The organism is Chryseobacterium sp. POL2, assembly GCF_011058315.1.
Classification (GTDB): Bacteria; Bacteroidota; Bacteroidia; order Flavobacteriales; family Weeksellaceae; genus Soonwooa.
The window spans coordinates 838664-864640 of sequence record NZ_CP049298.1 but is presented as its reverse complement, the minus strand read 5'-3'; the positions used below and the strand labels follow the sequence as shown (position 1 = coordinate 864640).

20 protein-coding genes are annotated in these 25977 nt (G+C 34.0%); 9 read left to right on the top strand and 11 right to left on the bottom strand.

Annotated features, from left to right (window positions below):
• Window positions 1-68: 68 nt before the first annotated feature.
• Window positions 69-2489, top strand: coding sequence for an ABC transporter permease (locus tag G6R40_RS04075; RefSeq protein WP_165131893.1), 2421 nt, complete (start codon window positions 69-71; stop codon window positions 2487-2489).
• A gap of 213 nt (window positions 2490-2702) precedes the next feature.
• Window positions 2703-3992, top strand: coding sequence for a TolC family protein (locus G6R40_RS04070; protein ID WP_165131890.1), 1290 nt, complete (start codon window positions 2703-2705; stop codon window positions 3990-3992).
• 69 nt (window positions 3993-4061) lie between these two features.
• Here G6R40_RS04070 and G6R40_RS04065 read toward each other — a convergent pair whose 3' ends face one another.
• Window positions 4062-4409 (bottom strand): helix-turn-helix domain-containing protein, encoded by a 348-nt coding sequence (locus G6R40_RS04065; protein ID WP_228455913.1) that lies wholly within the window; start codon window positions 4407-4409, stop codon window positions 4062-4064.
• 779 nt (window positions 4410-5188) lie between these two features.
• On the opposite strand from G6R40_RS04065, the gene G6R40_RS04060 reads away from it, so the two are divergent.
• The 7 genes from G6R40_RS04060 to G6R40_RS04030 all read left to right on the top strand — a co-directional run bounded on the left by G6R40_RS04060 (window position 5189) and on the right by G6R40_RS04030 (window position 12149).
• Window positions 5189-5800, top strand: coding sequence for a hypothetical protein (locus G6R40_RS04060; RefSeq protein WP_165131884.1), 612 nt, complete (start codon window positions 5189-5191; stop codon window positions 5798-5800).
• 3 nt (window positions 5801-5803) lie between these two features.
• The gene (locus tag G6R40_RS04055) at window positions 5804-6484 is read left to right on the top strand and encodes a hypothetical protein (protein WP_165131881.1); all 681 of its coding nucleotides are present in this window, start codon (window positions 5804-5806) and stop codon (window positions 6482-6484) included.
• The gene (locus G6R40_RS04050; RefSeq protein ID WP_165131878.1) at window positions 6474-7127 is read left to right on the top strand and encodes a hypothetical protein; all 654 of its coding nucleotides are present in this window, start codon (window positions 6474-6476) and stop codon (window positions 7125-7127) included. The genes G6R40_RS04055 and G6R40_RS04050 overlap by 11 nt, the downstream gene beginning before the upstream one ends.
• Before the next feature lie 422 nt (window positions 7128-7549).
• Complete coding sequence (locus tag G6R40_RS04045) at window positions 7550-7930, top strand: GreA/GreB family elongation factor (protein WP_165131875.1); 381 nt, start codon at window positions 7550-7552, stop codon at window positions 7928-7930.
• A 232-nt stretch (window positions 7931-8162) separates the two neighbouring features.
• A complete protein-coding gene (locus G6R40_RS04040) occupies window positions 8163-10598 on the top strand; it encodes a thiamine pyrophosphate-dependent enzyme (protein WP_165131872.1) in 2436 nt (811 codons plus the stop codon).
• A gap of 236 nt (window positions 10599-10834) precedes the next feature.
• Complete coding sequence (locus G6R40_RS04035) at window positions 10835-11284, top strand: KTSC domain-containing protein (RefSeq protein ID WP_165131869.1); 450 nt, start codon at window positions 10835-10837, stop codon at window positions 11282-11284.
• Window positions 11285-11450: 166 nt separating this feature from the next.
• Window positions 11451-12149 carry a DUF1826 domain-containing protein gene (locus G6R40_RS04030; protein ID WP_165131866.1) on the top strand — a complete coding sequence of 233 codons (699 nt, stop codon included), beginning with the start codon at window positions 11451-11453 and terminating at the stop codon, window positions 12147-12149.
• A gap of 485 nt (window positions 12150-12634) precedes the next feature.
• Here G6R40_RS04030 and G6R40_RS15105 read toward each other — a convergent pair whose 3' ends face one another.
• From G6R40_RS15105 to G6R40_RS03970, 10 genes are all read right to left on the bottom strand, one after another.
• Complete coding sequence (locus tag G6R40_RS15105; protein WP_228455911.1) at window positions 12635-16480, bottom strand: HsdR family type I site-specific deoxyribonuclease; 3846 nt, start codon at window positions 16478-16480, stop codon at window positions 12635-12637.
• Between the two features lie 52 nt (window positions 16481-16532).
• A complete protein-coding gene (locus G6R40_RS04010; RefSeq protein ID WP_165131863.1) occupies window positions 16533-17783 on the bottom strand; it encodes a type II toxin-antitoxin system HipA family toxin in 1251 nt (416 codons plus the stop codon).
• Between the two features lies 1 nt (window position 17784).
• On the bottom strand, window positions 17785-18066 hold the full coding sequence (locus G6R40_RS04005) for a helix-turn-helix domain-containing protein (protein WP_165131860.1): 282 nt from the start codon (window positions 18064-18066) through the stop codon (window positions 17785-17787).
• 291 nt (window positions 18067-18357) lie between these two features.
• Window positions 18358-19353, bottom strand: coding sequence for a nucleotidyl transferase AbiEii/AbiGii toxin family protein (locus G6R40_RS04000; RefSeq protein WP_165131857.1), 996 nt, complete (start codon window positions 19351-19353; stop codon window positions 18358-18360).
• Complete coding sequence (locus G6R40_RS03995) at window positions 19343-19957, bottom strand: DUF6088 family protein (RefSeq protein WP_165131854.1); 615 nt, start codon at window positions 19955-19957, stop codon at window positions 19343-19345. Before G6R40_RS03995 ends, G6R40_RS04000 begins: the two co-directional genes overlap by 11 nt.
• 126 nt (window positions 19958-20083) lie before the next feature.
• Window positions 20084-20725 carry a transposase gene (locus G6R40_RS03990; RefSeq protein ID WP_165131851.1) on the bottom strand — a complete coding sequence of 214 codons (642 nt, stop codon included), beginning with the start codon at window positions 20723-20725 and terminating at the stop codon, window positions 20084-20086.
• 179 nt (window positions 20726-20904) lie between these two features.
• Complete coding sequence (locus G6R40_RS03985; protein WP_165131848.1) at window positions 20905-22683, bottom strand: ATP-dependent nuclease; 1779 nt, start codon at window positions 22681-22683, stop codon at window positions 20905-20907.
• 103 nt (window positions 22684-22786) lie between these two features.
• Entirely contained in the window at window positions 22787-23128 is a 342-nt protein-coding gene (locus G6R40_RS03980) for a DUF3024 domain-containing protein (protein ID WP_165131845.1), read from the bottom strand.
• Window positions 23129-23164: 36 nt separating this feature from the next.
• Window positions 23165-24352 (bottom strand): restriction endonuclease subunit S, encoded by a 1188-nt coding sequence (locus G6R40_RS03975; RefSeq protein WP_165131842.1) that lies wholly within the window; start codon window positions 24350-24352, stop codon window positions 23165-23167.
• Entirely contained in the window at window positions 24342-25976 is a 1635-nt protein-coding gene (locus G6R40_RS03970) for a type I restriction-modification system subunit M (protein WP_165131839.1), read from the bottom strand. The genes G6R40_RS03975 and G6R40_RS03970 overlap by 11 nt, the downstream gene beginning before the upstream one ends.
• Window position 25977: the final 1 nt, after the last annotated feature.

Sequence of the window (25977 nt, the reverse complement as noted above, 5' to 3'; positions counted from 1 at the left end):
AATCAACAGAGAAGCTTTGATATATTTCTGGTTTCTCTGTGTTTCTTCATTGAAAAAAACGAATTATCATGTTAAAAAACTGGCTAAAAATAGCATTCATCAATTATAAAAAGAATTGGCTTTCCACCATCATTAATGTGTTGGGATTAAGTTTGGGATTGTGTATTTTCCTTTTGGTATTCATCAATTGGCAAGACGAAAAATCCTATGAACAATGGGTTCCCAATAGGGAGAACATTTATTTGATTGAGAATGATAACAAACTTTTTGGAGCAATGTCCATTTCCAGCTATCCGCAATTGCGTTTTTCCAAAGAAAATTATCCTGAAGTTGAAGATTTTACGATTCTTAATACATGGGGAGAAACTAAAATCATGGCAGATTCTCGATCGGTCTATGTTCCGATGGGGACGGTGGTAAACTCGGTTTTTCAATTTTTTCCATTTGAAAAAGTAGCAGGACATTATGATAATTCATTAAATGATGAATCTCAAATTGCTCTTTCTGAAGATACAGCACGACAACTTTTTGGTAAAGATTATCATAAATCGATAGGTAAAGTCGTGAAAAATGATAACAACAATAAGTCGTACACCGTTAGCTCAATTTATAAATTACCTAAGGAAAAATCTGTTTTTGCGCCAGGATTTATGATTAAAATGCCCAGTTTAGATCAAGCCAAAGACCAATGGACAAACTACAGTTATACTGGTTTTTTAAAATTGAAACCCGGGACAGATATCTTAAAATTACAGGAAAAAATGACTTCGGAATTGCGCAAACAAGATGTTATTTCCAGTAAAAAATGGGGTTATGAAGCTGATCCAACAATTAATGTGATTTTAACGAGGCTCGACAAAATGAAGTTAGACGCTATCGGCGATGGCATTCATAAAGGAGATAAAAAATCAATTTTCATTTTGCTAGGTTTGGCCGCTCTCATTTTAGTTTTATCAGGAATCAATTTAATCAATCTGAAAACCGCACAAGCCTCACAAAGAGCCAAAGAAGTTGGTGTGCGAAAGGCTTTAGGAAGCTCAAAAGAAAAACTAATTGTGCAGTTTTTGCTGGAAAATCTCATCATTTGTAGCGTAGCATTTCTTGTAGCAGTTTCACTCATCGAACTTTTACTACCGACTTACAACAAATTTTTAGAAAAAGAACTCCAATTAAATGATCCTAAATTATTCGTTTATTCAGGATTTATTGTTCTGATTTTTGCGCTTATTTCTGGATTGTTGCCTGCTTTTTATTTATCGAATTTTAAACCGATTAATACCTTAAAGGGCAATTTCGCAAGAAGCAAAAGTGGCGTGTTATTGCGGAATTTTATCTTAACGATTCAGCTTATTATTTCATCATTCTTCATCATTTGTTCATTAATTATTTACACCCAAGTAAAATTTATGATGAAGAAAGATTTGGGTTTCAAAGGTGATCAAGTCATAAAAGTCGATTTCAAAAAATACAATTATCAAGATAAAGATTACAACGTAAAAAGATACGAATTGGCTCGTGATGAGGTGAAAAAAATTCGTGGTGTAGAAGATGTTACAGGTTCTGTTTCGGTGGTAGGATCGGGGATTACAAATGCTTCTAGTGTAAAAAAAGGCTCGGATACAACAAAAGTTATTAATAGTGTTGTTGTTGGCGGAATTGAACGCAATTATTTCAATTTTTATCAAATGAAAATTATTGCTGGACGAGATTTGGATTGGAATAAAGCTTCGGACACCATTAAAGGATTGGTTGTTAATGAATCTTTTGTCGGAAAAATGGGCTGGAGTCCACAACAAGCCATTGGAAAAGATGTATTGGTAGGTTGGGGCGTAAAATCTGAACTGAATAACATTCTTGGTGTGGTAAAGGATTTTTACTTCAGTGGCGTGGATAAGCCTGTGGAAGCTGCGGCTTTTTTCAATTACGATAGAAACTGGTCGAAAAATAATATGGGAAATCTTCAAATCAAATTATCAAAAGATGATATCGATGGAACTATTGAACGAATTAATGAGCTTTGGAGTACAAAATTAGAACCGGGATATCCGTTTGAGTATAGTTTTGTAGATAAAAATTTTGAAAAAACATTTGCTAAATTTCAAAAGCAGAAAACATTATTCTCTGTTCTTAATGGGATTGTTCTCATCGTTGCTTTGCTAGGATTATTCGCGCTTTCATCCTTACTTATCGAACAAAAATTAAAAGATGTAGCCATCAAAAAAACTTTAGGTGCCGACGAAAAAACCATCGTTTGGGATCTAACAAAAAAATTCTTAATCATCTGTATAATTGCGGTTTTCATTAGTCTTCCATTTGGATATTACGCAATGAACGAATGGTTAAAAGACTTCGCTTATAGAATTGATATGCCAGTCTGGCCTTATATTTTGAGCTTGGTTGTATTACTTATTTTGACCTTCGCGGTGGTTAGTATTAAAGCTTATCAAGCTACCAAAGTCAATCTTGTGAAATATCTGAAATACGAGTAGATAGAGATTTGAAATTTGAGATTAGAAACTAGTAACTAGTAACTAGTAACCAATAACCAATAACTAGTAACTATTAACCAATAACCAATAACCAACAACTAGAAAAAACAATTTGTCATTCCGAGGTGCAAGAAATCTCGCGACATTATCATCAAAATATTAAAATCCAAAATTCCGAATTGCAGAAAAAAAGGAATTTATAGCATCTAAACAATGAAAAAGTTAGTTTTTTTATTCATCATTAATTGGCTTCCGGCGCAGCAATCCTGGAATTTGCAGGAATGTTTGGATTATGCATTGAAAAATAATCCTGATGTGCAGCAGTCGTTGTTGGAAGTTAACAAAAGCATCCATGAAAAAAATAAAGCCAACGGAAAATTACTTCCTTCGGTGGGTATGGGAGTTGGTCATAGTTACAGTTTTGGTTCGACAATTAATCCGTCCAACAACGCTCGTGAAGCCACGAATGTGCAATACGATCAGTTTTTTGCACAAGCCAATCTGGATGTTTTTTCTTGGAAAAATTACCTCCATATTGGACTTTCAAAACTCAATAAAGAAGGTTCGGAATTTCGTGTGAAAACAGCTCAAAACCATCTTCAATTATCGATTATCAATTTGTTTTTTCAGTATCAGAAAAGCAAATCCTGGCTGGAAGTTCTTGAGCCTCAAGTGGCGGGAATGAAAGAGCAAATCATAAGAACAGAAAAAGAAGTGGAAATCGGAAACCGTGCAAAAAGCGATGTTTACGATATTAAAGCCAATTTTGGAACCATCCAGGAGCAATGGATTTCCGCGCAAAATGACAACAATTTGGCAAAAATTAATCTTTTGGCAGCTTTAAATATTAATCAAGATTCTGTGGATTTTGTGATGCCAGACGAAGCGCTTTCTCTTTTGTCTTGGACTTCTAAAAACGAAATGATTGAGGAGCTTATCAAGAGAAATCCTATTTATTTAGAAAATCAAAAAAATGCTGAAATTGCTGTTCAAAAGATTAAAATGGCAAAGTCGAATTATCTTCCCACGATTTCTGGACAATACCAATGGTCAACATTTTACAGTAAAACGCTTAATGCTAATTTAATTTCAGAATCCTTTTCTAATCAGTTTTCACAAAACAAAAACCAACAAGTTTATTTGGGTTTTAATATTCCTGTTTTTCAACAATTCCAAGTGAAAAATAATGTTGAAATAGCCAAACTGGATCAACTCAACATCCATCTTGAAAATCAAAAACGATTAACAGAATTGTATAAAGTGCTGAATATCATTGCGGAACAATATCTTAATGCTTCCGAAAGAAATCGTTTGTTACAAGAAAATTTTGAAAATCAGAAGTTGTCTTTCGATCGTTCCGAAGAAAAATACCGCGAAGGTTTGATTGATGCGTATAATTTTTTTGTGGTCCGCAACAATTGGTTACAAGCGAACTACAATCTCATCAATAGCAAATATGATGTGATGCAACAAGCCGCGTTGTTACGGGTTTTTGAGAATTAATAGCTTATACGACCAAGTTGGGTTCTTCAAAATCTATATTGGGAATATTTCTCGAAATTTTTCCAATCTCTAATGTTGAACGTATGTCGAAGGCGAAATGCCTACAATTTGTTTAAAAATCGCAGCAAATTTGCTGTGTGACGCATAGCCCGCTTCTTCGGCCAAAGTAGTGATTTTGAAATGGCGAAAATCCTTATTATCATTGAGTTTTCTTAAGATATAATCGATTCTAAATTTATTAATATAGGCGTTAAAATCGGTGTTTTTATAGTTTTTGATAACGCGTGAAAGGTATTTTGTATTGGTTTCCAAATGTGCTTCCAGATAGGGAAGAGATAGATTTTTATTAGTAAAAAGTCCACTTTCTTCAAACTTTTCGAGCTTTTGTATGATCTTGACTTTTGTTTCCACAGACATGAAACTAAGATCCTCGCAGCATTTTGTTTCTACAAAAATTTCTTGTTTTTCTGGATTAAAACTGATTTTTCTGAGGCATTTTTTTTAATGGAAAACTATTTTCTGTGTTAAGCGAACTATTTTGTAAGCTGGCAATCTCTTTTTGTTTTTTGTTTAACAAAATAATAGGTAACAATTCCACCAATTAAGATTCCAATGATTATGGCAAGGATAATTATTATGAAAATGAGTATGCTGTGCATTGTTATTTTTTTAAATAAAAAGAGGTCTAAGTGCTGTTTTTTGTAATTGTTTTTAATTTATTTAATAATCGTTTAAATTTATGTATTCTTATTAAATTCTATAATATATTAAATAATTAAAAAATATAAATAGTTATTTTTATTATTTGACTACAAATTTAAATAATAGATTCTTAAGTTTATTTTCTTTTAAAGATAAAATTTTTAATTATTGTTTTCCCGAAAATGAAAAGCCGTAAAAGCTTACAAATCAAATTATCTAACATTGACGAAATGTAATTTTAGTAGTTTGTTGTTCAGTGTATTAATGCTTATATTTTGTTTTTCTTTGGATGCTTTTTTATATTTACTTATTGTTAAATTCTGTTTTCTGTAAATTGAAATACTCTTAATGACGTGATATTTTTTTATATTTGTGAAAACACAGATAACGCGAAAAAAGATTTGTTTTTAATTAGGAAATAAATAGTAATAACAAATCATGAAGAAAATACTTGTAAGCACAAGTTTTTTTATTTTTTTAACACTTTTGCGCAAGTGGGAATTAATACTCCAGATCCTACTAGAAGCTTACACGTGCAAGGAAATCTAAAAGTTGTCAATCTAAAAAATGCATCAGAAGATGCCGCCTTTGAAAGAATATTGGTTAGTGATCCAGATGGAAATGTTGATTACGCCAACAGAAAAGTTTTTTTGCCCAGTGGAGGAATTGGTGCCGTAGATAAAGAAAGTTATAGTGAAATCTATAACAACGATAGCACCAGTGGAATAGTTACAAAAAAGCTTAAATGTGGAAAATTTTTCTTTGTTTTCAATGAAACTACCTCTTCTAATATTATGTTTGGCCTAAATGAGCAGCCAGCAAGCACGGTAAGCATTTATATGAATATGGAGCAAAATTGGAATGGCAATGGCTTTCAATTTTATCAAGGTACAAATAGTACGAATGGTACCGATACACCCTTTAGTTTTACAACGAGCAATTATAATACCCCACAGGAGTTTAAAAGTTCCAATCTTGCATTGTATGAGCAAAATGTGATGACCTTCCAATATCCAGGCGATCAAGATATCTATAGATTGACAATTTATAAAGTGGGACATACTTCTAATAGCTATGATTTCGTATCAGCGTGTGAAAAATTTTAATTTATGAAAAAGAGTTTATTAAGTATGTTTCTTTTGGGAACAATAGGTTTAGTACCCGCCCAAAACGTCGGGATAGATACATCAAGCCCTACAAGAACATTGGATATTAATGGAAATTTGCGCGTGACTGACATGGTTGACAAGTCAAATACTCCTGGTACAGACTTTCTACTGGCTGCCAATCGTCAAAATGGAAATGTTGACTATATCGATCTCAAATCCTTGCAGCAATCCAATAAAAATAATATGGAGGTTGCACGTTCTATATACAATGCAACCGCAGCCGATATTAGTAAAGAGTGTAGCTGTGGCGATATTGTTGTGCGTTTTAATGGTCTTAAAGCTGAATTTAAGCTAAAAACAACAGACGTTTTTACAAGTAACGAGGTTAATAGTTTTAATCTGTCTTACGGCATAAAAAAGTTTGCCGGGACTGCATACTCTTACGCTGATAAAACAGGTGTTAACTTCCAAACAACAACTCCTACAGGTGCAACCTATTACAATAAATTTCGAAATCTAGATGATAATGATTTTGGTAATAGTACAATAGGTATCTACACCTTAGTTTTGCCAAAACAAGCTAATCTTTACCGTATTACGCTAAGTCGTTTTAATAATACGTCAACTATAACTACTTTTGGTTTAATCTGTGAAAAATTCTACTTGCAAGATGCTTTATAAAAAAATATCAGGATTATTAATATTCAGTTTGTGTATCACGGCAAATGCTCAAGTCGGGATCAACACGACTACGCCTACAAGAACATTAGATGTTAATGGTGATCTTAGAGTGCGGCTACTAGAAGACAAAGCGGCAGACCCATTATACGACAAAGTGCTTGTAAAAGATGCTAATGGTAATATAGACTATTGGACAAGACAAGATGTTATGGATGCGATGGAAACTTTGTATGTGGTAAACAAAAAATTTACAGCTTCAAAAACAGGACCAGACCCCACTACCATTGTGCCTTGCGGTAAATTTGAGTTTAGATACAACACGCCAGTTATGCCACAATTGAGATTGGTCACAGCACCCACAGCTAACTTGACAGTTTATTATAACAGAATAAGAAAAAAAGACGGGACAACATCCTCTTTTGATGCGACTAATAGAAGCTTCAAGTCAAACCAATCTGTTAACCTAACAACAGCCAATGCATGGGTTGATATTGGGTCGGATGCTGTAGCTTTTAATAACAATACTTTGGATGAATATTACATCAGCTATCCCGGCGATAACAATATATATCGTGTTAGCTTTGTAACCAGAAACGCAGGTGGGGGCAATGTTAACTACACCATGGTTTGCGAAAAATTTTAAAATAGTTATTTAATTAAATAATTTGTGCTTTTATAAAGTCCCGAAGAACAATAGTTTCTAGGGACTTTATTTTTTTTTTAAAACTAATTACGAAAGCTAAAGTTTGGTTTTAGGATTTTAAAATCGTAAATTCGTAAAATTCTCGCGAAATATGATAAAGTATAGATTTCAATATCAAACTATCCATTGCCAAAGACTTATAGGTTCTTTGTCATATTTGCGTGATGATATATTCCTACAAAGTTCTAAAGAGTTTGTCCTCTAGACCCTGTCGTTAGCCGGGACAGGGGTATTTGGTGAACAATTTCTCAATTATTCAAAATTTATTCGATGTAAAAACGTATGCTACATTATAGTAGAATTTGGTATATCCGGTTTTTAAAATAATAACATTGAATAAAAAAAAATTAAAATTTAAAAATATGTTAGAACCTATCGTAGTAACAACCGGAATTTATGATGCCATCAAAGATCACGTCAGAAGAAAAAGAGTAACAAAACAAGAAGAAACACTTCTTTTAGAACAACTGAAACATGCAAAACAAGTTCTTCGTCGCGATTTGCCGAAAGATGTTGTAACGGTTAACAGAGTTATCACCATCAAAGACCATCAAGACAATACAGAGCAAGATTATATTTTGGTACCTACTACAAAAGCAAAAGTAAAGAAAAACAAACACTCAATTCTTTCAGAAATCGCTTTGGCAACTGTTGGTTACAAAGTTGGAGATGTTATCGATTATCCTTTCCCAAGCGGCGAAAGAAAAATTGAAATTCTAAAAGTTGAGCCTTTCGAAGCTTAATATATCACACTGAAAATCCTGAGTTTTTACTTAGGATTTTTTGTTTTATTAAAACTTATTAAGATTTAATTAATTTTTAAATATTTTATTAAATTAATAATTTTCAATGCTTATTGTTGCTAAATGTACTTGTAATAAAACTAAAAATAGTAAAATCGAAAAAAATTAATAACATAAAAATATTGTTTTCGCATTTAATTAAAAATATTATATTTGTAGAAAATGTATAAAGATGCAAGAGACTTTCATAGATACAGAAGAGCTTTCTTTTCAGGATTTTAAAAAAGAAATCCTAGCCAATTACAAATTAGCGAGACTTTCTCGTGAGATGAGTTATCTAGGCAGGAGAGAAGTATTGACAGGTAAAGCCAAATTCGGAATTTTCGGCGATGGGAAAGAGCTCCCACAATTGGCAATGGCGCATGTTTTCCGTGATGGAGACTTCCGCTCGGGCTATTATAGAGATCAGACTTTTGCGATGGCAATCGGTGCCTTGTCTGTAGAAAGCTTTTTTGCACAACTTTATGCAGATACCAATGTTGATAGAGAGCCTGCGTCTGGCGGTCGCCAGATGAATGGTCACTACGCTACAAGAACCATCAACGAAGATGGCACTTGGAAAGATCTTACGAAGATGAAAAACATATCTTCGGACATTTCTCCTACAGCAGGGCAAATGCCAAGATTGTTGGGCTTAGCTCAAGCTTCAACGTTTTATAAAGAAATAAAATTCGATGGTGTTGAGAAATTCTCAAACAATGGGAAAGAAGTTGCTTTCGGGACCATTGGCGATGCATCCACAGCAGAAGGTCATTTTTGGGAAACTCTTAATGCAGCTTGCGCTTTGCAAGTGCCGATGATTGTTTCCATCTGGGATGACGGCTATGGGATTTCGGTGCCAACAAAAAATCAAAGAGCTAAAGCCAATATTTCGGAAATGTTGTCTGGTTTCCAAAGACAAAATGATGAAAAACAAGGCTGCGAAATTATCCAGGTTAAAGCTTGGGATTATCCCGCATTGATGGATGCTTATGCCAAAGCAGAACATTTTGCAAGAGAAGAAAGCGTACCCGTTGTTGTCCACGTTATCGAAGTAACACAGCCACAAGGACATTCAACGTCGGGATCTCATGAGCGTTACAAAAATGAAGAACGTCTTAATTTTGAAGCAGAGTTCGATTGTATATCAAAATTCCGTGAGTGGATAGAGACGTATTCATTCCAATTTGAGGAGGGTGGCGATGTCCAAATTATCGCAACCAAAGAAGAACTTGACCAAATAGATTCTGATGCTAAAAAAGAAGTGAAAGATGGTCAAAAGAAAGCTTGGGAAGCCTACCAAAATACAATTACAGAGCTCAAAAATAAAGCCTTACCATTGGTAGAAGCTTTAGCTCAAAATGCAGATATTTCTGATGCTATTACAAAGTTCAAAGCTTTGGTTAGTGTTGGGAAAAAAGACATCTTCCACCTTATGCGTCAGGCTTTATTGGCAACGCGCGGAACTAATTCTTCTGAAAGACAAACATTACAATCGCAATACGAGGCTTTATTTAATATTGAGAAAGATAATTATTCGTCTCACTTATATTCTCAATCTCAATGGAAAGCAACCAATATCCAAGAGGTTAAACCAATATATTCTGATGCTTCCGAAATGGTCGATGGTAGAATGGTGGTTCGTAATAATTTTGATAAAATTTTCGAAAAATACCCTCAAGCCATGATTTTCGGTGAAGACTCTGGAAACATTGGTGATGTTAACCAAGGCTTGGAAGGACTTCAGGAAAAATATGGCGCCCTTAGAATTGCCGATACAGGTATTCGCGAAGCAACAATTTTGGGACAAGGTATTGGGTTGGCTATGCGTGGACTTCGTCCAATTGCAGAAATCCAATATTTAGATTATATTCTATATTGTTTACAAGGTATGAGCGATGATCTTGCGACGGTGCAATACCGTACCAAAGGTGGGCAAAAAGCACCAGTTATCATCAGAACGCGTGGACACAGACTAGAAGGCATTTGGCATTCTGGATCGCCAATGGCAGGAATCATCAATCTCGTAAAAGGAATTAACGTTTTGGTACCAAGAGATTTAACAAGAGCTGCAGGTTTCTACAATACAATGTTGCAAGCCGATGAGCCCGCTTTGATTGTTGAGTGTCTTAATGGATATCGTCTTAAAGAAAAACAACCAGATAACTTAGGCGAATTCACAGTGCCTGTTGGGAAAATAGAAGTAACAAAAGAGGGTAGCGATGTCACTTTGGTTACCTATGGTTCTACTTGGAGAATTGTGATGGAAGCTGCTAAAGAATTGGAAAAACTAGGCATTTCTGCGGAAGTTGTGGACATCCAATCTTTAATTCCGTTTGACTTATCTGGCGACATTGCAGAAAGTCTTAAAAAGACCAATCGCCTTGTGGTAATAGACGAGGATGTGGAAGGTGGAACTTCGGCCTTTATTCTTCAACAAGTTCTGGAAAAACAAAATGGATTCCGATATTTGGATTCTGCACCACTTTGTATTTCCGCGGAGAACCACAGACCTGCTTATGCAACGGATGGCGACTATTTTTCAAAACCATCTACAGATGACATGGTAGAAAAGATTTATGCTATGTTTAACGAAGTTAATCCCGCAAAGTATCCCACAATTTATTAATATCAAGAATTAAAATCATATTGAAAGACCTATTTATTAGGTCTTTTTTTAGGTTTAAACCAAACAAAAAACAACCTAACAGCTTAGATCCAATGGACTGGAATTCCAATTAGATTTGTAGGCTATAAATAGCATATTCTCTATAGAAACTTGATATACTTTACCGAAGGAAAAATAAAGTGTTTGCAAATCAGTAATTTAGACTATCTTTGCAGCCGCTTAGAGATAATGAAAGTATGAAAAAAATTAACGAATTCAGAAAATTATTAGGTGTTGATAAAGAGGCATCGCTAAAGGATCTAAAAACGATTTACAGAAATGCCATGAAAGACACGCATCCTGATAAATTTGTTGATGATGAAGTAGGGAAGTTGGCTGCTGAAGAAAGCAGTAAATATATTATTGAAGCCTATCATTATTTAGTAAGCATCAACCCAGAAACCCACGATAAAAATCTGGAAGAATATACCGAAACCATTACCAATTCTATCATACAAGATTTTTATCTGGAAAAGCAAATTCTGTACATTATTCACACAAACGGTGTAACCTACGAATATATGGGGATTTCTAGAAATCTTTATATCAAGATGATCAACTCCGATTCTCCTAGCCGTTTTGCAAGAAGACACATCTACGGCAAATTCACGTTTAGAAAAGGATCTTCGGCGACAGTAGAAGCTTAAAATAGAATCGAATTCAACTAATCCTTTAGTTCAATTCATCAACTAAAATTTTAAAGAAAAAATTCCAATGTTGAAAGATGTTGGAATTATTTTTTTGATGCTACTTAAAACTGAAAATTTAATCTAGAACTTTATTTAAACGTAAAATATGGTAATTTTACACCTTATGAAAAATAAGTTTTCAGATTACCATCAAATTAAAACCGTTTTTTCTTTTTCTGATTTGGTGAACACGGCATTTCAGGGAGAAAATAATGCGCTTTGTTGGGAAAGAAATTTGGATGGAGATTTTGAAGAAATTGTTTCTAAGTTAGAACTCAAGGAAAATATTACTGAAGTTACCCAAACTGATTTATGGCAATTAGAGCTATCGGAAAAAGGAAATACTGCAAGAGAAATTATTTTGAATGATTTAAAGTTGTTAACCGATTTTGGAGCACAACCTTCCCTTAATTTATTGAAATCTTACGAAAGAGACAACGAGTTCAATTTTATTTCTACTGATGTTTATTCCTTTCATGTGGACCGTTCCCCAGTTTTAATGGATACTTATTTATGCACCTATTTTGGAGCTCCCAGCGATATTATTCCGAATGATGAAGTGGAACAAAAAATTCTGATTCCAGAAATTCGTGAGAAACTGAAAGATTTACATGAGGGTTCTGATGTGGATTTTGAAACTTTCTTAAAAGATAATTTCTTCGATTTGCATTATCAACCCAAACCCAATGCACAGCCTGTTAATTTAGGATTGGGACATCTTTGGAGATTAGCCGTTGACCATCCCGACCAAGCTGTTTTAGCATGTGTACATCGCGCGCCAAAAGAAAATCACGGTGAGTTGAGATTGATGTTGATTTGCTAAATTATTTAACCCTCTTATTCTTTTTCACCCTCTGCTTTTTTTGCATTATAATTTATTGTAAAAACCTCTATATCAATGTATTGAACAAAAAGGTTATGAATACGCAAATTGATAAATCTAAAAGTTCAGGCGTTTATATTCCACCGCTATTATTGTATGTTTTTACTTTCAGAAATAAAGGAACAAATGAAAAAAAAACTGATATTATTTTGAAATTCTTTCTAAAGATTCTGTCTATAATTTTTCTTTCTCTTCTAATTTTTCTTGTAGTTCAAAGCTATTTTTTAAAAGTCCTATTTTGTCTATAGCCATCGATATTTTTGCGTTAAAATTGAGCTTATAGATATGGGAATTATTGGTGGGCGCGACTTTAATGATTATGACCTTCTTAAAAAAAACTTTAATCATTACATCGAAAATAAAAACTTCCCTTTATTACCCGAGCTTCTCGTATACCGGTGTCTCGAGTTCGTCGAAGACACTATCTAATTCCTATTCTTCTTAAAATTCTCCGCTTGTTCCAATACATTTTTGTACACATCATCTTGTGTAATTGGTGGATAACCATATTGATGAAGTTTAACGATAATATCCATCTTAAGTTGTGCTTTAATATCATCACGGTCGCTCCAATCGGGATATTTGGCTGTATTTTCTACAATTATTTTTATTTCACGAGCAAGCTCTAGCATTTTGTCGTTATCGAATTCAAAGCCGTATTGTTTGCAAATCATGTCCAAAATATCATAAAAAGCTTTTTCTTCATAATCGATACCTAAATCTTGGAACGAATCCATTTCAACACGAAGTTTGATAATTAAGTCCAACATTTGTTCTGCTGTATCAAACTGAATGCCTTCATAATCTAAAATATCACCTTCGCTACGTTCGTTGTAACGGTTGATGATGGATTGTAAACGTTCTGAAAAATCTTGTCCTTTTACTTTGTTTACCTTTTTAAAATCGTTGATGGTTTGTTTTAGTAAACGTTCTAAGATTTTAATTTTGGTATTCGGTAATTCGAGATTAGAAATCTTCTCAATGAATTTATCGTTGAATAAATCAATCGCATTGGCTTTATTATCATCGAGCTTAAATATTTCTTCAACTCCTTCCGAGATGATGGCTTCCTCTACCAATTTAGCCACTTTTGCATTCATTTGAGCGGTATCAGGTGCTTCGCCTTTAGTCAATTTTACCACAATGGATTTCACGGCAAAATAGAAATGAATTTCATCGACTTCCTTAGGTGTAAACAATTCTGAACCACTGACTAAATTATAAGCCGATTTTAATTTCTTCGTTATATTCACAAAGAACTTCTCTGATTCTTCGGTCTTTAAAACCAATTCAGAAGCTTTATTTAAACATTGTAAACGTTCAACAGGATTGCCTTCATAATAATCTTTTGTATCAAATCGATGCAAAAATTGTCGCAACAAATCCATTTGATCACGTACAATGATTTCGGCTTGTGCAATGTCTTCAAAATCGTCCTCTGCTGTTTGATTATTAAATAACCCCAAAGCGTGATTCAAATTCTTTTTAATGCCAATATAATCAACAACCAAACCTCTGTCTTTTCCTTGGTATTTACGATTAACACGAGAAATGGTTTGGATTAAATTATGCGTTTGTAAAGGTTTATCAATGTAAATTGTATCCAAGAAAGGTACGTCAAATCCTGTTAACCACATATCTACTACAATAGCAATTTTGAAATTAGATTCAATGTCTTTAAACTGTCTCTCTAATTCTTTTCTATCCTCTTTAGTACCTAACAAGTCCCATAATTCCTTTTCATCGTCTTTATTACGGGTCATTACCATTTTAATTTGAGATGCATGTAGCTTTTGGGTTGAATAAATCTCCTGGGCCGAATGAAGCTCCTGCTTCATTCGATTAGCTTCCGCTTCTAAACCGTCTCCAACTCCCGTGAATTTATACGCAATATGATCTTTAGGTAGTTTTGCTTTTGCGGGATTGTTTAAAATATATTGAATAGTGGCGTTAAAATGTGCTTCATCTCGTATAAATCTATCCCAATACTCTGGCATCCAAAATTGTGTTGCTTCTTTATCTAATCCTAAATTGTATTCTTCATTATGCTGTAATGCCCATTTTCCAATATAGGATTTTAATGATTGAATGATTTTAGGAAGGTCTTCTTTTGTTTTGATTAATAGATGAACGTGGTTAGGCATAATGGACCAAGCTAGTAAATCATATTTTGTACCGTCATGATACAGAAATGCTTCCTTAACCTTTGTTGCCATTTCTAGTTTAGATAATGCACAAGATCCTAGGCCTTTGTCTAACCAATATTCGTGCTTTTTTCTTTTTTCTATATCCTTTTCTTTGTCTGATAGATGTTTTATTTCTTGCTCAATTTGTTTTAGGGTGTTTTGAGGTAAGCTGTCTGCTAGTCGAAAAGTTATAAATTGTATGAGTTCTTTTTTATTTCGATGTGGAAGGTTTCTTGTATGCCATTCTTCTGGAAGTCCAAACGATTTTGTGAAGTATTGTGCATAATTAGTAGGATCTATAGATTGGCCTTGCTCGAAGCTGGATTGTTGGGCGTTATTGTTTTGCTCGAAGCTGGAGCTTCTAGCACCCAGGTGATTAATAATGGTCTGATACAACTTATACGCAATGCCACGAGAAGCACAAACAAACATCACTTTACCTGCAACGGTTGCATTTTCTGCTACACGATTTTCATAATGTTCGATAAAATCTTCTGCAATGGCTTTGATGCGATCTTTATCACCCAAAACCACTTCCATATTGGCAATGGCTTTCTGACTGGCTTCTACATGATATTCTGATGCGCCTTCTGCTACGGCATTTTCGTAATAGGATTCAATTTCTTGAACTTTATTGTAATCTAAATTCACTTTTGCAGCTCGACCTTCATACACCAAACGAACGGTGATTTCATCATTTACCGATTCAAACATGGTGTATTGATCCACGACATCGCCAAAAACCTCTAAAGTCTTGTCAATAGGAGTTCCTGTAAAGCCTACATAAGTGGCATTAGGCAAAGAATCGTGTAAATATTTAGCAAAACCGTACGATTTTGTTACACCTTTTTCTTCGTCAATTTTTACTTTTAAGTCTAAATTGACTTGCGAACGATGGGCTTCATCTGAAATACAAATGATGTTGGTACGATCAGATAAAATTTCAGCATCCTCAGCAAATTTCTGAACCGTTGTTAAATAAACGCCTCCACTTTCAATTCCACGTAAACGCTCTCTTAAATCGGCTCTTGATTCAATGTTAATGATGTTTTCATCGCCAATAAATTTCTTCGCATTGGTGAAATCTTTGGATAGCTGATCGTCTAAATCTGTACGATCTGAAATAATGATAATGGTAGGACTAGAAAACTCTGTAGAACGCATCAACAAACGTGATAAATACAACATCGTATAACTTTTCCCACAACCTGTTGCACCAAAATAAGTTCCCCCTTTTCCGTCGCCTTCGGGTTTGCGATGTTTCAAGATATTTTGATACAATTTATTTGAAGCATAATACTGCGGATAACGAGTCAAAATCTTCAATTCGTGTTTTGAATTATCAGGAAATAAAACAAAATTGTGAATAATGTCTACCAATCTGTTTTGATTCAGCATTCCGTGAACGATTGATGTTGTGGTTTCGATTCCTGATAATGCTTTTTTCTCATCGCCTGTAATTTTATTCCAACCGTAATAAAATTCGTAAGGTGAAAATACCGTTCCTGCTTTGTTATTCACGCCATCCGAAATTACACAAAACACATTGTATTTCATTAGTTCGGGAATATCTCTGCGGTAGCGAATCGTTAATTGTTTAAACGCATCATGAATGCTAATTTCTTCCTTAATAGCAGTTTTAAATTCAAAAACCACGACAGGAATTCCGTTGATATACAAAATCAAGTCAGGAATACGCAATTCCGAACCTTGAATTTCTAATTGATTAACAATTTTGAAGTTGTTGTTTCTGATATTTTCAATATCGATATAACGAATATGTAAATCTTTTTTTGATGGATCGTTGCGTTTAAAAATCAAACCATCTGCCAATAATTTACAGATGTATTTATTGGAATCATACAAATTAGAAGCCGATTGAAAGGCGATTTCGTTCACCAAACTTTCCAACTCAATTTCTTCTAAATCAGGATAACGGTTTAAAAGAAAAGAACGTAAATCATCTTTCAATAAAACGTCTTGATTAGATGTTCTTGTTAACTCTTTTCCGTTAATATAGTGATAGCCTTCTGTTTCCAAAAGGCTGATAAAAGCTTGTTCTAATTGTGATTCGGTGTATTTCATGGTCACTTTTTAAAGTTCAGTTTTTTAGTTTTTGTGAAATATCATTCAAACATTATGTATAAAATGCACTTGCCATTAATTCTTGTTCTGCTCGTGGAATGCCAATTTGTTTTGCAATCGCTTGCCAATTTTTAACGACAGCGGTCACTTCTTCAATTATCTGATCCATTTCTTTGGGTGTCAATCGAAAATATTCACCGACACTTTTCGCTAAATCAAAATCTAAGGCATTATTATCCATGTCTACATTCAACGCCAAACCGTCTTTATCTATCGATGGATTCAAATCATAAGCAGGTGATAAAATCCAACCCTCTTTCGTTAAAATAAACCCATGATTTCGTAAATGGTCGTCGGTATTGGATATGGCAATATTAAAAATGATTCTTCTCCACAATTGCGCTAAATTCTCTTTGATATGAGTTCCCTTAGTTTGGATAAACTCCACTAAATCTAAATAACTGGCCGGCTGATGTTTGATGGTTTCTTCATTATTACCAGTCATGGTCATCGCAGATGCAAAATGAATTCGATGAGTACCTACACGATCAAAACGTTTGGTAAAAAAAGTATGATACGATCCCTTAATCTTCTCTATTTTACATTCGGCCATAGTTATACCGGATTGTATCGCTAATTGATACGCTAAATATTCCCAAGCCGCTTTATCTATTGTATCATTTTTAGATGGAAATTTAGCGATCCAAGGATGCTTGTTCTCATCTAAAATATTCGCTTTCGGACGTGCTCCTCCCAAAGAAGAACCAGGTGCGATTAATAGTTGCAACCATTTGCTCATGGCTTCATTGTCAATGTCATTTTCGTAATGAACGACAGCTTGTTGTAACTCTCGCGCAGTAGACCAAGGTGGTGTCGCTTTTTCTGTATCGTTATCTAAAAAATCGTCATTTGGATCTAGTTTAAAACGCAAGGCGCCCATTCGCGTATCATCATATACACCCAACAAGAAGTCGATATCGTATAGCGTTTTTGCTTTTTCACCTTTTAGTTTGGCCATTTGGGCTTCACGTCTTTTCATTAAGGTACGTCCCCAAGTATCAGGCATACTGTCCAAAAAAAGACCAAAATTTTCTTTTTCGTTGGCAAATTGTGGCCCTGTGTATAGATGTAAATCGGGATCTAACTGATATTGGTGACCAGACTTAAGCCATTGCTTATCGTACGAAAAGCTGAACGCTTTACGCCCCTTGGCTTGATGGGCTGATAAAATGCCCATGAGCAGAGGACCTTCTAGCCCCAGCCAATCTGCATACACATAAATATCTGTTTTTTGTACAGCCATCTTATAATAAGTCTAAATCTTGTAATTTTCTCCCGAACGTATCGTCAGCAGCTAACTTTAAAAAATCATCTTGTAAGCCTAAGACACGAAGTACATTAAAATAAGCCCCCATCGCCACACTAGGTTCTCCTTTCTCTATTAAACTTAAGGTAGAACGCGAAATATCTGCCCTTTCTGCGACTTGCACCGCCGTTAATTTGCGACGTTTACGAGCAAGTTTAATTTGCTCTCCCATTTGTCCCAAGGCGTTTTTATATCTAGGTAAAACAAGTTGCTTCTTCATAAATGTGCGTTATTTCATACAAATATAATTAAAACGTATTAAATAACGGACGTTTTAATTTTCTGTCTTATTATTAATTGTTTCCAAAAGGCTTATAAATGCTTGTTCTAATTGTGATTCGGTGTATTTCATAATAACTTTTTCAAGTTGTGTTTTTTTGGCTTTTGTAATTGAAATAGTAGAACGTGTTACAATTTTCGACTTTTTGTAACATGAAAAAATAACGTGTTACAATTTTTGACATTTTGTAACATGACCTGAAATCAGGCTACTATTTTATAATTATGAATCTTAAATTTGATTGAAAGCATTTTCGATATTTTTCAATCTTTGTAAAAGTTCATCCCAAGATAAACTTTCTCCAACAATCATATTTTCTTGCATCGTTTTATAATCTTCTTCCCATTTTGAAATCACTTCATCGGGTGGAATAATGCTTAGTTTTCCTTTTTGATGATTTGAATAATCTAAACCTCTTAATGGATTAACGTTTTTACGATGCTCAACGATGGTTTGGAATAGTTCGTCATCTTCAATGGCTTGTTCCCCATAACCAGCTGTCATCATTTTATCTAAATCATAAAAATGACGTGTTAATCTATCGGTTCTGATTTTATCAATAGGTTTCGAAAATTCTTCATGAAGTAATAAAGTCTTTTCTATAAAAGTACGTGTAGGAACAACCACCTGTACATTAAAAGTTTCTTCTGCAAAAGGTAAACCCTTATAGTTCTCGTCTATAAATGAGATGATTGGTTTTGTTTCTGCTGGTTCTGTTAAAGATCTTGCTCCCATTTCTAACAAAACACGCTGTTGAATGTAGACATTGCTGACGGGTACAACAGAGTGATAATGAATTTCTAATGTATTGGGATCACTTGTATCGTCTACGTGCTCGTTATATTGTATTTCATAATCTTCTTTTGAAATCCCCATTTGCTGTAATTGATGCATCAATTCTTGTCTAAATTCATTAATGATAAAGGAACCTGAGGCTTTACGCAATTTTTTTATTTTTGAACCTGAATCAAGAATGTCAAATCCTAACAAATGCCGATCAATAATTAAATCAATATCTTCCGAAAAACGATCTATTAAATGATAGGCTTTACTTAAAGAGGTACCTCCCTTAAAAATAATGGAATCTGCGTATTTTGATTGAAAAATAGCCCTTAATAATATGCAAACCCACCAATCTTTTTCAATCACAAAAGCAGGTAAACCTTTGGCAATACCTGTTTGTTCTAATACTTGTATTTTTTGTTCAGTAGAAAGATTAATCCACATTTTGGGAAGTTGTATAAAGGTTATTTATCTGTTTCTGAATCCAAACTGGAGCATATTTTAATTGTTTTTGTACCACTTGGTCATCAAGCTGAAGTATAGAGGGTTTTATTTTTTTTAAAAAATCAGTGGTTACTTCTTTTTGTCCCACTTCTTTAAAGGCTTGTACGATGAGATGTAATAATTCATCTTTTATGGCAAAACTTTTAGGAACTGTTTTTTTGAATTGAATGGTGCGGTTTCCTATTTTAATTTCTCTTTGTGAACCATCGGACAGATACACCGCTTTTAGAGGAACTTGTGTGGTTAGCCCCAACAAATACAAAGCGAATACACCCGTTGGGGCAATACGTGCTTTGTCGCGTTGTGCTATTTGCTTGGCTATTTCTTCCGTAGTAGGATAAAGGGTACCTAACAACGGATCTCTTTTGGGTTTTAGATAAATGCCTTGAGCCAAACGTTCTAATATGCCTTCATTAACCAAACGAAAAAGCGTTAAACGGATATTACCTGGTGAACCATACGTATAGAAATCTTCAGCGAAAAATACTTCGCCTAATGATGATTTTAAAACCTTTGTTTCTATTTGATTTTTAGAGGATTTCACTTGTTAATATCTTTATGTTTTGTAACAAATTTAGTGAAAATTTGTTACAAAATAGCGTAATTTACTTCTGTATTTTTTTATTCAAACGACTGATAAAAGCTTGTTCTAGTTGTGATTCGGTGTATTTCATGGTGTATTCAATTGGTCTTCCTCCCAATTAAGAGGATTTTCAATAATGTAATTACTGATATTGATATAAGCCTTTTCATCTCTTATGATATGTTCATAGTAGTTACGTTGCCAGATCTTATAATCTAAGGATTTTATGATTCCCCTCGTTGGGGCGGTTGGGGCGAATTGCAATTCGCCCTTACTTTCGCCCTTACTTTCGCCCTTACTATCTTCGCCCTTACTGTATTCGCCCTTACTATCTTTTGTTCGTTTTCCTAGTTCTTTTATTCGTTTTATTGTAGCTATTTTATAGCCTCTGATGATTGCACCTATGGTTTGGGATGGCGATTTAAAAGCGCCGACAATATTGCTGGATTCTTTAGGATATAGTATTTCTATAATACCATGGATATGATTAGGCATTACTACAAATTCGTGCAATACAACATTATTTCGCACTTCCTGCGTATGCAACCACTCACCGGCAGCAATTTGCCCAAATTCATTCAAATACATGATACCATCTTTTATATCACCAAACAATTGCGCTCTATCTTGACAAACTAAAGTAACAAAATACAATCCCGCTTGGCTATAATCATAGCCAACCAAACGTATCGATCTGCGATGGTGTTTATTTGGGTTGTATTGTTTCATAGCTTAGCTATTTAAAAGTATAATATACTGATAGTTTTTTGTTGGGGCGAATTGCAATTCGTCCTTACTATCTACGTCCTTACTAACTTCGCCCACTGTTTCAAAAAATTTGATTACTCCTCTATCACCAAAAGGCTTATAAAAGCTTGTTCTAATTGAGTTTTGGTATGTTTCATGTTTTAAAATGGCAAATCATCATTTAATTCAACTTGTATGTTTTGTAATGGATTAACATGTGTTAAATTATTTATCCCTACAAACAGAGCCAAATTTTCAGGAAACAAATTATCCGTAATTATAAAACCTGGATTATTAATATGATTCCATATTTTCAAACCACTTTTATCTACACTATTATAGCCAATTACTGTTTCGAGCTTTTTAACATTAAAATGAATTCTTTCTTTTTCAGTACTTTCAATTAATTTTCTATTTGTTGTCAGCATTCCTTTTTTAGTAGTATCACCACCTGTATAAATAGGATCGGTTTGCAATGCGTTTAAATCTGCAAACCCTCTAATTTGGGCGATAGAAATATCTGCTAAATCAAAATCCCAATCATTAATTAAGAAATAATCTATCTGAAAATGTTTACACAATTCAACAATGTATAAGGCTGTTGCCTTTCCATGATGACAAACAAATGATATATTTTCAAAATTTAAATAAGTATCCGCAAATTTAGATTTATCAATTATATTATCTCTTGTAGCAATAGCTTCTAGTACTTTTCTCCTTATTACTTCTTTATAAACTAAAACATCATTAGGCCCTTCTACAAGAATTACTTTTTTACTGAAAAGCATTCTATTAAGATTAGGTTCAACCGTTTTGATATATTCGTTAAATCGTGCTACATTAATTGGCTCATCAAAATCAGCAGGGTTTAACCCTAAAAGCGGATCTACAAAATTTCCAATATTATTATAAGCTTTAATTGTTTGATTATTTTCGTCAGTATCTAATCTGATAATACCTTTTGTATCAAAAGCATCAATCATTCTGTCTGAGTGTGTAGTATATATTACTTGATGACCTTTTTCAGCAAGAGTACATAAAACCATCTTATAAAAATACTCTTGATGATTTTCGTGTAAGAAACTCTCCGGCTCTTCAAATAAAAACAAACATCTATCATCGATATTAGTTTCCGCAATTGCTTGTATAACTGCCATAACAAACATAGAAATAAAGCCATCTCCAAAATGATCAATAGGAATTAGATTCTCGGAATTACCATTTAAACCAACTTTAAACATCATTTTTAGAAATATATCCTCATAACTAGGCAAACCAAAATCAACAGCGCAACTGTTATTTCTAAGGTTTTGATGGTAATTTTTTTGTATAGTTTCAATAAATTGTTTTAACTGAGAATTATCTAAAACTTTATCCGTTGCATCTTTAACTTCATTTTCAAAAACATCTTTTTTAGCTTTCATCGTATTGTCAGCATCTACTAACTTTTGTATATGCTTAGCTAGAAACGATTTAAGATTTCCCCAACTTGTTTTTTGAGTAGAAATTTCTTCTTTAATATTATGAAAATTAATATAAAATATATTGTAATGTTTTCCTTTCCCAAAAAAAGATGGCTCACATTTACTTCTCAATTCATCATTTTCTATACTTGTAAATATATGATAATTACCAGCTATAGATTGTCTTCCAAATCTATTGTTTGGTGCATAATCACTTCCATCTATCGAAGTATTAATATGAATATGATTATCAATCTGTAAATTATGTTGATCTACAATTTCAAATGATTTGTCTGATATAAATTTTTCACCAATTCCATATAAAATAGCATTCAATAAATTACTTTTTCCAGCATTATTATAGCCTATAATAGAAATTGGCTTACGATAATCAGAATTAGGAAAAGAAAATTCCTGAATATCTCCAAATGAACGGTAATTTTCTATTGATATACTTTGGATTCTTACATGTGACATAATTTATAGTGTTTCCTTTGGTTATTAGTATTTTTAAGTTACCCTCTCCAACCTAGCCAATCGGCTTAACAACAACGATTGAAGTTGGGAGTGTTTTGTATTTTTACCCAAAGAAGCAATTGAACTGATCTTCTTTTATAATCGCTAATAAATCTTGTAAATTATTAGCAATTGGGTGTGGCTCGTACAACTCCCATTTACCTGAAGCTCGCATCCAATACAAGGACCAAGAATTGGTGGTTTTCGTAAATCGTATTTTTGCAAAATCGGACTGAATTAACTCATTCGGATTATTCCAAAATGGACGAATTGTATATAAAATAGCAGTATTCTTTTCCCAAGAATACCCATAATCTAATTGTTTGCGTATCTCGTGATCTTCTGGTCGTAAGCCTTCTACAAATTGTTTAATATATACTTCGCTAATACAAATTTCTTTTCCCATTTGTGTTTCTTAAGTTTATAGTAGTTTAGTTTTAGTTTACCCCTCCAACCTCGCCAAACGACTTAACAACAACGATTGAAGTCGTGTGAGTTTTTGGTTTTGGGTGTTAACCGATATTTTATAATCTTCCAGTTGATTTAATTCGAAGTCAAACGCTTTTAAAACATTATTTTCAGGTATTAAAATCTGCATACTATTCAAATATTCAGTAGTCATACTTGGAACAGCAGAACCAACATTTAAAGAATTAAAATCCATCTTAGAAAGTACATTAAAAACATAAATTAATGTATTATCTATTTTAGGTATTGTATAAAACATTGTATCAACTGACCAAAATGGTGTTTTTACATAAAGAATATTATTTAAAGAACCTTTCCTAGGTATTAAAACTGAAGGCTTATTGTAAAGAACTTCATTTACATAACTCATTATTCCTCCAGATCCATATAATGGTATATCTCCTTTACTCAGATGTTTATAATCTTTACCATATTTAACCGTAATTAAATCGGATAATAATCCAACCTCCCAGCCCTCAGGAATTTCTTTTTCTAATTCTTGGTTGTACACCATCGCACCGCCAGAGGATTTATAACCGGTGGCTGAGGCACTCGAAGCCACACCATCGGACACTTCGAGAGCCTCAGTGTCCGTTACAGGAAATTCAAAATCAACAAACCATTGTTTGTATAAGGTTTGCGCAGTAGCTTCTAATTGCTCGCAGATTTGTTCGTTGACTTTTATTTTGTTTTCTACCGCTTGGTATTGGGCTACAATTTCGCGTTGTTTTTCGATGGATGGAACGGGTAATTCTACTTCACATAATTCTTCCCATTGAAAACCACCACGAATAGAACTATCGCATCTAAAATCTGCATAACGATCAAATTCAGTTCTTCTAAACCATAGCATTAAATATTCTGGTAGTAAAAGATTTTCGTCTATCACTTCAAATACAACATAAGCTGGAGAAATAATGACATCTTCTCCTAAATTATTTAAGACAACTGGTAATTTATGAACTCGAATAACAGACATAAAATCGCAACAAAATTGTCCTTGCTTTACGATTTTATATTTTGAAAGATCAGTTCCAACAATATTAGAAGTTGATTTTCTAAATTCTTTAGTCATACTCAATCCTTGAAGGTTAAGTACTTTCATGTCTCTATTCTTGTTATCAACTTTTCTGATATAATCTCCAAGAATCTTATAACTCATACCCCAAAGCTTTAAAAACGTTAGCTACTTCTTGTTTTAAGGCTTCTTCTTGCTGAAACAAGTCTTTCAATTCGGTTTGCAAGGCTTGCATTTGGGTATCGTAGTCGATATTTTCGTCACGGTTGACAAACTCAATGTATTTACTTGGTACCAACGAATAATCCTTTTTACGAATCTCTTCTAAAGTGGCAGAGTAACAATATGCGGGTATATTTTGGTAGGTCGGGGCGGTTGGGACGGTTGGGGCGAATTGCAATTCGCCCTTACTTTCGCCCATACTTTTATTTCCCTTACTTTCGCTTTTATATGTCTGCCAGTTGTGATACGTTGCTGCAATTTGCTCAATATCTTGTTCAGCAAATTGAATGAATTTCTTTTCAAAAGGTTCACCTTTTTGGCGTAAATCCATAAACAACACTTCACCTTCGCGGTTACGATAATGTCGGGGCGAATCGCAATTCGCCCTTACTTCAGTGCGTTCTTTTTTATTTCGGTTCAAAATCCAAAGTGTTACCGAAATATCTGTAGAGTAAAACATCGCTCTTGGTAAAATCACAATCGCTTCTACCAAGTCGTTTTCTATAATTTGTTTACGGATTTTGTATTCTTCACCACCACCCGAAAGGGCTCCATTGGCTAAGATAAAACCAGCGACACCGTTTTGCGACAATTTAGAAATCATATTCAAAATCCACGCATAATTGGCATTGGATTTTGGAGGCACTTCGTAACCGGTCCAACGTGGATCGTCTGTTAATTCGTTTTCAGCGCGCCAATCTTTTAAGTTGAACGGCGGATTCGCCATGATGTAATCGGCTTTCAGTTCTTTGTGCTGATCGTCACTAAATGTATCGGCGGCTTTATTTCCTAGATTGGCAGAAATCCCACGAATGGCTAAGTTCATTTTAGCCAGTTTAAACGTGGTATTCGTTAACTCTTGTCCGTAAATGGAAATGTCTTTTTTGTTTTCTTGGTGTTTCTCTATAAACTTCAACGACTGCACAAACATACCACCAGAACCACAAGAAGGGTCATAGATTTTACCTTTGTACGGTTCAATCATTTCGGCTATTAAGTTTACAATCGACTTCGGCGTATAGAATTCACCTTTCCCTTTTCCTTCGGCAATGGCAAATTTGCTCAAGAAATATTCGTACACACGTCCTACAATATCCTGGGCTTCATCACGAAGCGTATCGATGTTGTTGATGGTATCCAATAAAGCCGAAAACTTGGATTGATCCAATCCCAATCGAGAGAAATAGTTATCGGGTAACGCACCTTCTAATGATTTGTTGGTACGTTCTATGGTTTTAAGTGCTGTATCTACTTTTAAGGTAATGTCTTCTTGTTTGGCATTCTCGATAATGTACGTCCAACGAGATTCTTCAGGCAAATAGAATACATTTTCTGCCTGATAAAATTCGGGTATTTCTAAGAAGGCTTCTTTACCTTCTGCTTTTAATTCTTCTCTACGTTTGATGAATTTATCACTTGCAAATTTCAAGAAGATTAAACTCAATACCACGTGTTTATATTCGGATGGTTCGATCGAACCACGTAATTTATTTGCTGCATCCCAAAGGATTTCTTCGGTGCTTTTCGTTGGTAGCTTTTTCGCCATA